Annotated in this window: 5 protein-coding genes and 1 pseudogene; 2 read left to right on the forward strand and 4 right to left on the reverse strand. The window is 59.5% G+C overall.

Features of this window, described 5'->3' with window-relative positions:
• Positions 1–189: pseudogene (locus H5U08_RS08450) on the forward strand (hypothetical protein); the annotation flags it as partial.
• 29 nt (positions 190–218) lie between these two features.
• Here H5U08_RS08450 and H5U08_RS08455 read toward each other — a convergent pair.
• The 4 genes from H5U08_RS08455 to H5U08_RS08470 all read right to left on the reverse strand — a co-directional run bounded on the left by H5U08_RS08455 (position 219) and on the right by H5U08_RS08470 (position 5,523).
• The gene (locus H5U08_RS08455; RefSeq protein WP_297032126.1) at positions 219–2,501 is read right to left on the reverse strand and encodes a DUF5060 domain-containing protein; all 2,283 of its coding nucleotides are present in this window, start codon (positions 2,499–2,501) and stop codon (positions 219–221) included.
• A 74-nt stretch (positions 2,502–2,575) separates the two neighbouring features.
• Entirely contained in the window at positions 2,576–3,574 is a 999-nt protein-coding gene (locus H5U08_RS08460) for an aldo/keto reductase (RefSeq protein ID WP_297032127.1), read from the reverse strand.
• Positions 3,575–3,733: 159 nt separating this feature from the next.
• Positions 3,734–4,735, reverse strand: coding sequence for an iron ABC transporter permease (locus tag H5U08_RS08465; protein WP_297032128.1), 1,002 nt, complete (start codon positions 4,733–4,735; stop codon positions 3,734–3,736).
• Complete coding sequence (locus tag H5U08_RS08470; protein ID WP_297032129.1) at positions 4,732–5,523, reverse strand: ABC transporter ATP-binding protein; 792 nt, start codon at positions 5,521–5,523, stop codon at positions 4,732–4,734. The genes H5U08_RS08465 and H5U08_RS08470 overlap by 4 nt, the downstream gene beginning before the upstream one ends.
• A 267-nt stretch (positions 5,524–5,790) precedes the next feature.
• Between H5U08_RS08470 and H5U08_RS08475 the strand changes: the two genes are divergently transcribed.
• On the forward strand, positions 5,791–6,023 hold a 233-nt coding region (locus H5U08_RS08475), incomplete at its 3' end, for a hypothetical protein (RefSeq protein ID WP_297032131.1).

The raw sequence follows: 6,023 nt of genomic DNA on the forward strand, positions 1-6,023 counted from the left end.
AAAATCGAGCTTGATCCCCGGATTGTCGCGATCATCAATACGTTTAACGCCGATCCAGCACCACCGGTTCCCGGTGTTCCCACACTCGGGTACAAACCCAAGACGCTGATCGGCATTCCGTTCGACATTCAGCCGCAGCCGGTCGAAGTTCCCAAACGGTCTTTTGCCGCGGATTACGTGCGACGTTGAGCAGCGGACAGGAGTGACCGCCGGGTCCGCTATTTTTCCCGCGATTCTTCCCAGGCGTGAACCACGGCGGCAATATCCCGCGTGAACTTGGGCGTTCGCACTCGATTGTGGGGCGACAAGATGGTGATCGCGTCGGTTTCGCGGGACTGACCCAGCCAGGGATCCCACCACGTCACCCGGTATTTACCCGGTGTCAGACCAGGGAGCGAGATCTCCGCAGGTTCTTCTCGCGGTGGTGCCTCGCCCCGAACGCGGCTCAACCACGTGCCATTTGGGCGTATGATCCAGAAAGCACTCGTTGGTCGGCCCAGCAGCGCCATGACGCGTATTCCGGACTTCTCGTCTTCCCATACAGTGGGGCGAAGTTCTTCCTTGCCGAACGGGATTTCCTGGGCAAATCGGGCGACCGGCGCGTAGTGGGGATAAGCGTTCATCCGGTCGAGCTGGTCCCACCACCAAAACAGCGTCGTTCCTGAAAGACCGGACATGAGCGAGGCCCACAGCGAGTTGTGGAAGTGGATGAGTTCTGTGTCCTGCGCCATTTGGGGGTCTTCACGCCATTTGTCGTCGGCCAGGCCAAACTCTCCGATGATGGCCGGCTTGCTCGGGGCGTGCTCTCGGAGAAACGCCGTACGATCGATCACAGCAGCCACCTCGTCACGGATTCTCCCACGGTCCACGGGACGCAGGTAATAATGGACTTCCGCGATTTCGAGATGGGGATGGCGGCAATCTTTGGGGGATGGGCCCCAGGTACTCGTGGTCCGAAGGTGATGATACGGATCGATCTCATCCAAATACTGGCCCAGCTCCTCATAAAAGCGGTCGGTGGGCAAATGGGGATCCATTTCGTTCCAGTACTCCCACGCGGCCACATGCAGCGAATACCCCCAGCGGGCCACTGCGTAGCGGAAAGTTCTCTTCGCATCGGCGATGGCCTCCGCATATTGAGGAAATGAGGGGTCCTTGAGTCGGTGCATATAGAGGTCCCGAGTCAACAGGCAGAGTTGCAGATAAAGGCCCTCCTTTTCCGCTGCTGCAAGGAGCTGATCGAGCATGAACGCATCGACCGGGTTGTACCGACCGAGGACCGGACGGCCCGGCTCCGCTTCCCACAAAAGTTCGCGGTCCGTTGTGGGATCGCGAAGCGAAATCCCCGCCAGATAGATGGGGGCGGGTTGCCCGGCGGACGGGGCACGGAGAGACAGTTCCACCGGGCCCAGCCACAGCGAATCCGGCGGGGAATTGACGTCCGCGGTGAGAATTGTCCATTTTCCTGCTTCGCCCTCCGGAATAGTGAAATCCACCTCCCGACCAAAAATGCGAACGGTCAGCGTGACACCTGGCCGGGGCGACCACACCGCAAGGGAAAGACGGTAGCGCGCCGCAGGAAGAACGGCCACGCGATGAGAAGGATCGGGTCGCAACGGTTTTTCTGTAATGGGGATGAGCTTATCCCCTCGTACCCCTGCGAAAACGCTTGAGGTGGCAAAGGAAGGCGGAGGGATCTCCGCGGGACGATCGATCCACGGAGGACGCCAGGCCCAGGATCGGCCCCAAGCACTTTTTCGCCCTTCAATGCACAGGGCCCAATCTTCACAACAGGTCCAGATTCGCAGATAGTTGGCCCCGTGCGTGGCCAATTTGTGGAACGCCTCAATCGCACCACTCAGCGTGAAGTACTGGCTGCTGCTGCCGATGAACGCCAGGTTCTGGCCGATCGCAAAGAAAGGCGTGCCGTCGTCAAAAGCCAGGAAGCGGGGGTCTATCCGGGAAACGCGGAGGAATCCATGCCCAGGCGAGTCCGCGCAGGTGAACGAGACGGGAGAAGACTCGGCCTGACCGGCGGCGTCCTTCACTCGCACAACAGCGGTGTACTGGCCAGGTTGTGTGGGGGTGAAACGGACGCGCCAACCCGCCCGGCCCTGGGGGTAAAACCATTCACCGCCTTGCTGCCTTCCAGGCCGCCGCCAGGCATAATCCTCCATCCAGAACGCCGGCTGCACCACGTGCTGACCCGCCGGTGTTGTGATCAACACGTCAACGGTCACTTCTGCCGGATCGAACGGATTGGCGTAAGTTTTTGGCCAATCGATAAGCCCTTCTACCTTCTGCCATCGCTGGACCTCCTGGGTAAGCCAGCGGAGTTGCGGCGATTGAGTGATACGGGGCTCGCTGCCCACCGCCTGGCGGCCGATTCGCGGCCAAAGCACCACCAGAGGAACAATCCACGGCAGGATCACCCACGGAGAACATTTCCGACCTGAAGGGCGGTACACCGTGGCACGATGGGAACAGTCTTCGCCCCGCACGGCTTCACCTCCAAGAAATATTTTCCACTCGGCAACAGGGCCGACAAAAGGCACGCCCGAAGAGCGGCGTTGGCTTATCTATCTTGCCCTACAGTCGCGATCATCCACTGAGGGTACGGCATCGGCCGGGCACTGACTTCGTCCAGTCGTTTCATCTCATCTTCCGAGAGCTTGACCTCAGCCGCTTTGAGATTCTCACGCAGTTGGTCCAGAGTACGGGCGCCGATGATCACCGACGTGACGCCGGGCTTTTGGATCAACCAGGCCAGGGCCACCGCTGCCACCGGCACGCCATGTCCCTTGGCGATTTCGTCGAGTACATCGACGATGTTGTAAACACGGTCCCAATCGGTGGGCAGGAAGTCCTTGAGCGCGCCCTGCATCCGCGTGCCCTGGGGCATGGGGGCATTCCGCCGATATTTGCCGCTCAGCAGACCAAAGGCCAGGGGACTCCAGGGCAGAATGCCCAGGTTCTGGTCCTGGCACAGAGGGACCAGCTCCACCTCGATATCGCGGATCGCCAGATTGTACAGCGCCTGGAGCGACTGAAAGCGTACCCATCCGTGCTTGTCTGACACCCACAGGGCTTTCATGATTTGCCACGCGGCGTAATTGGAGACACCGATATAACGGACCTTTCCCCAGCGGACCAGGTCGTCCAGCGCCCGCAACGTCTCTTCCAGCGGCGTGACCGGATCCCAGATGTGGACCTGATACAGGTCGATATAATCGGTGCGGAGCCGTTTGAGGCTGGCATCGCAGGATTCCAGAATGTGATGGCGGGACAGACCGATGTCGTTCGGTTTGTCGCTCATCCGCATGCGGACTTTGGTGGCAATGATGAGGTCCTTGCGGACGCCCTGGATGGCCTGCCCGAGGAGGTCTTCCGATTCCCCATAGGAATACACGTCGGCGGTATCGACGAAGTTGACGCCGGCGTCGAGGCAGAGTTTGATCGCCTCTTTTACTTCCGGCAAGGTCATGTTGCCCATCTGCCACTGGTTCTTTCCAAACGTCATGGTCCCGAGGCACAGCACCGAGACCCGTACACCTGTTCCTCCAAGAAAGCGCATCTCCATCGCAGCACCCTTTCTCTACCAGTGATTGAAGCTTCCTTGTCGTCAAAGTAAGACGCTCAAATAACCGAAATGGCTTCAGTGCTTTGCAGAAAGATCGTTAAGCATTGTACAACGATAAGGCGAGAAAAGACACTCTCGGCTCGGTGCGAAGCGTCAGGGGACCCATTCCCAGGAAAGAGGACGCGTCAGAAGCAACCAGAGGAAAAACGGACCGCCGAGAATTGCCGTGATTACGCCCACGGGGATTTCAGCCGGGGCAAGGATAGTTCTCGCTACTGTGTCACTGATTACCAGAAATGTTCCACCCAGTAATGCGGCGGCGGGGACAAGCCGTGTGTGCTGCGGTCCCACAAGCTGGCGGCTGATGTGCGGCGCAATAAGGCAGACAAAGCCAATCGGTCCGCAGTGCGCCACAATGGCAGCGACCATGACACCGCTGACGAAAAGGATCAGTGTTTTCACTGTGCGGAGGGAAACGCCCCGGGCCGCTGCCCATTCGTCGCCGAGTGAAAGAAGGTTGAGCTCACGTCGCAGGACCCAGACGATGAACGTACCTGCCAGGACCACAGGTGCCAGCCACAGGATATCCCGGTAACCCAGTGTCCCTTCCAATCCACCCAGCATCCAGCGGAAAGCGTGGAACGCCCGCACGGGATCGACAGCATACTGGAGCACCAGGATTAAACTCGTGTTGAGAAAGCTCATCGCAACGCCCGCCAGCAGCATGGTGGCGACGGAGAGCTCTGCCCGCAATCGAGTCAGGCCGTAAACGACAACCAGAGTCAGACCGGCGCCCATCAACGCGCAGACGGTGACGGCAGGTGTTCCCCATAGAAATTTGTTCCAGCCTAGATGGATGGCCAGGACCGCGCCCAGTGAGGCCCCACTTGCCAACCCGAGCGTGAAGGGGCTGGCCAGCGGATTGCGGAACATGGCCTGATAAGCTGTTCCTCCCACGGCGAGTCCCATTCCAGCGAGAAAACCCACCAGGACACGGGGGACGCGGATATCCCACAGAATTCTCGCCTCCAGGGGGTTGTCCCCGTTCCAGAGCATGCCGGGATCGATCCACCGGGGGCCTACCAGCGGCGCAGCGGCGAGCACAACCAGCGTTCCCACGACAAGGATCGTCAGCGCAGATCGGCTTGGCTTCACGGCTCGCCTCCGCTTCGCGTCGGAACAATCACGGGAATGCACGCCTGGGGGTGATCCACCAGAAGCGGGCGAAAACCGAAGACCTCCTGCAAAATCGATTCCTGCATGAAGGTTGGCGGGGGACCGTCAAACACGATGTGACCCTCGCGCAGGGCCAGAATCCGCCGGCTGAAGAGCGCGGCTGTGTTGATATCGTGCGTGACCGCAAGGATGGCCACCTGTCGCTGTGTGTTGATTTTTTCCAAAAGGTGCTGCACTTCCTCCCGGTGGCGGAAATCCAGGAACGTGGTGGCCTCGTCAAGGAGCAGGACGGGAGTCTGCTGCGCAAGGACCGCGGCCAGCATGACCCGCTGCCGCTCCCCCCCGCTGAGCGTTCGCACAAGACGATGCCGAAAATTCCATGTGTTGGTCAGTTCGAGCGCTTCGCGCACGGCCTCGATATCCCGGGGTGAGGGCGGTGAAAAGGGGCTGCCGTGCGGATAACGTCCCATGAGAACAAAATCCTCTACTGTGTATGGGATATCAACTCGTTCTTCCTGCGGCAAATAGGCCACGAAGCGAGCCCATTCTCGTTGGCTGGCGCGTTTCGCAGCTCGGTCGTGCCAGAGGATTTCCCCCTGCCAATTTCGATAAACCAGTGCCAGGCAACGCAGGAGTGTCGTCTTGCCGGCTCCGTTGGGTCCAACAAGGGAGACAAACTCACCCCGGTCAAGTTCGAAGGTGATATTTTCGAGGATAGTTTGTCCCGCTATCGCGAAGGAAAGCCCGCGGACTGCGAGAATTGCCATGTTCAAACTCGGAGAAATGACGCCTCGAAAAAACTCGTTGCCAATTCCAAACTCGGGAAGTGGGGACGATCTTCTGTATCGGGGCTCGAACAGGTTTCGGGCACCCTGATACGTCAGTTGCGGGGATACGTAACATTTCGATTATAATGGAAAAGGTGAGCAGGAAGCTCGCTCACACGTGCTTTTGTGGGCTCGGTGGTAAGAGGGAACGTGTGGGTTGTCGTTGAACTCTGCAGGCTCGGTATGCGGGCGTCGGAATCCTCGGCTATGGCAGACGTGATCTCTCATGCTTCGTCACCCAGCCCCCGCTCTCCCTTCCGCGATTGGGTCGAGCGGGCAGCCGAGGGAGATGACGAAGCTCTCGCCAAACTCCTCGAATACTGCGAGCCGAAATTTCAAATCATTGCCCGTGTCGCCCTCGGGCCGCTTCTTCGTTCCCAGGTGGATACCCTGGATCTCGTGCAATCGATGAAGCGGATGTTGATCCCGGGCCTGCGGGC

This window comes from Thermogutta sp. (genome assembly GCF_014359955.1).
In the GTDB taxonomy this organism is placed as follows: Bacteria; Planctomycetota; Planctomycetia; order Pirellulales; family Thermoguttaceae; genus Thermogutta.